The sequence below is a fragment of the Microbacterium sp. MTN4-26 genome (genome assembly GCF_042846595.1).
In the GTDB taxonomy this organism is placed as follows: domain Bacteria; phylum Actinomycetota; class Actinomycetes; order Actinomycetales; family Microbacteriaceae; genus Microbacterium; species Microbacterium luteum.
Map to the genome: position 1 here is coordinate 1 of NZ_BTGO01000039.1, position 1,701 is coordinate 1,701.

Below are 1,701 nucleotides of genomic sequence, written 5' to 3' on the forward strand. Positions count from 1 at the left end.
GAAAAATCCTGCAGTCCGACGAGTTCCAGCGTGCGAGCGACGCGTGAGGAGACCTCTCGCTGGGGCAGTCCATCGAGTTCCGCTAGGAGTGCGACGTTGCGGGCGACGGTGAGCCAAGGCAACAGAGTCGCCTCTTGGAACACATATCCGATGCGATCGGTCGACACCGTCGCGGCACCCGAGGTAGCGCTTTCGAGGCCCGATGCGAGGCGGAGAAGCGTCGATTTGCCGCAGCCGGACGGGCCGAGCAATGTGACGAACTCGCCCGGTTGGATCGTCAGATCGACCTTTGACAACGCCGTCGTTCCGTTCGGAAACCGCACGCCGACATCGCTGAATTCGACGGCCGCCGCAGTCATCTCCACCTCCAATATTGATATGAGCAATACTGACGAGAAGATGTTTCGTTGATATTTCGCGATGGTTGCCAGCCCGTTGAGATGGCTGATGGGTCAAATATGCATTTCCGAAATATTCGCTGTCGCGGCGATTGGCTGGGCCTGCGTCACAAGCACCCGCGCTGGCCATGCCCCGACGGTGCGCCAGCGGTGGCGCACGCCGCCGCCGAAGTAGAGGGTGTCTCCGGGCCCGAGCATGAAGAGTCCGTCGTCCGCCAGGTCCACTTCGAGTTGGCCCGAGATCACGTACATGAATTCTTCGCCGGTATGCTCGTAGAAGTCCTCGAACTCGGTGACCTGGGTGACAAACTCCATGGGGTACATCGCGCGAGCGCCGAACACGAGCGACTTCGCCTGCCCGTCCACTTGCGAGACCATCCGTCCCTCATTGACTCTGACGAGGCTGACCCTGCCGTTGCCGGAGTGACTGTCGTCTTCCGGATTGGCGCCGGTATCGGAGAGCAGTGCGGGCGTCGTCGTGCCCAGAGCCGCGGCTATGCGGTGGAGCGAGGGCATGCTCGGCCGGGCGCGCCCACGTTCGATCTGGCTCAGGAAGGGCTGCGAGAGCTTTGCCTTGGCGGCGAGAACCACGAGCGTCATACTCCTGCTCTTGCGCAGCGCCGCGATGCGGCCGCCGAGCTCCTCTCGCATCCGCTGGTCCGCCCCAGGGGGCTCGGCCGTCGTCATGCCACCACACTAAGAGGTCGCGCCACTAGGCGCCGTCGCCAGGACCAGGCGCCCGGGTCGTGCTGTCGCTGTGCCCTTCGAGCGGAGTTGTCGCGGACCCAGCCTTGCCCCGATGCTCTCCGCCTTTGATCAACCGAAATCGATCGTTTTCGGTGGGTGCACATCCTCGTTGCTAACGTGCCCACCATGGTCCTCACCGCAGCCCAGCGAGCAGCTCTGACCCAGATACTCGATACAGCGTCCGATCTTAACCGCTGGCGTCTCAGGGCTCATCGCGTCGAGGAGCCCCAGCGCGAAAGTGAGGGGGCTGCTGAACGGATAGGTGACAGTTTCTAGTCACGCCGCGAGGGCGACGGACTTGCTCATGATCGTCTCGAATTCGACGGGCGTCAAACGGCCCAGGCGTGCCTGACGGCGTCGGCGGTGGTAGGTCCGTTCGATTCAGGTGACGATCGCGAGGCGGAGCTGCTCGCAGGTGGTCCAGGAGCGGCGGTTGAGGACGTTCTTCTGCAGCAGGCTGAAAAAGCTCTCCATGGCGGCATTGTCGCCGGCGGCGCCCACGCGGCCCATCGATCCGACCATGCGGTGGGCGGCCAGAGCCCGCAGGAACTTCCGG

2 protein-coding genes and 1 pseudogene are annotated in these 1,701 nt (G+C 63.7%); all 3 read right to left on the bottom strand.

Annotation, left to right across the window (positions count from 1 at the left end):
* Window positions 1-359 (bottom strand): ATP-binding cassette domain-containing protein (locus ACGG9C_RS16945; RefSeq protein ID WP_390178948.1); only part of this gene is annotated, 359 nt, incomplete at its 3' end.
* A gap of 93 nt (window positions 360-452) precedes the next feature.
* Window positions 453-1,085, bottom strand: coding sequence for a helix-turn-helix domain-containing protein (locus ACGG9C_RS16950; RefSeq protein WP_071044177.1), 633 nt, complete (start codon window positions 1,083-1,085; stop codon window positions 453-455).
* A gap of 336 nt (window positions 1,086-1,421) precedes the next feature.
* Window positions 1,422-1,701: pseudogene (locus tag ACGG9C_RS16955) on the bottom strand (IS3 family transposase); the annotation flags it as partial.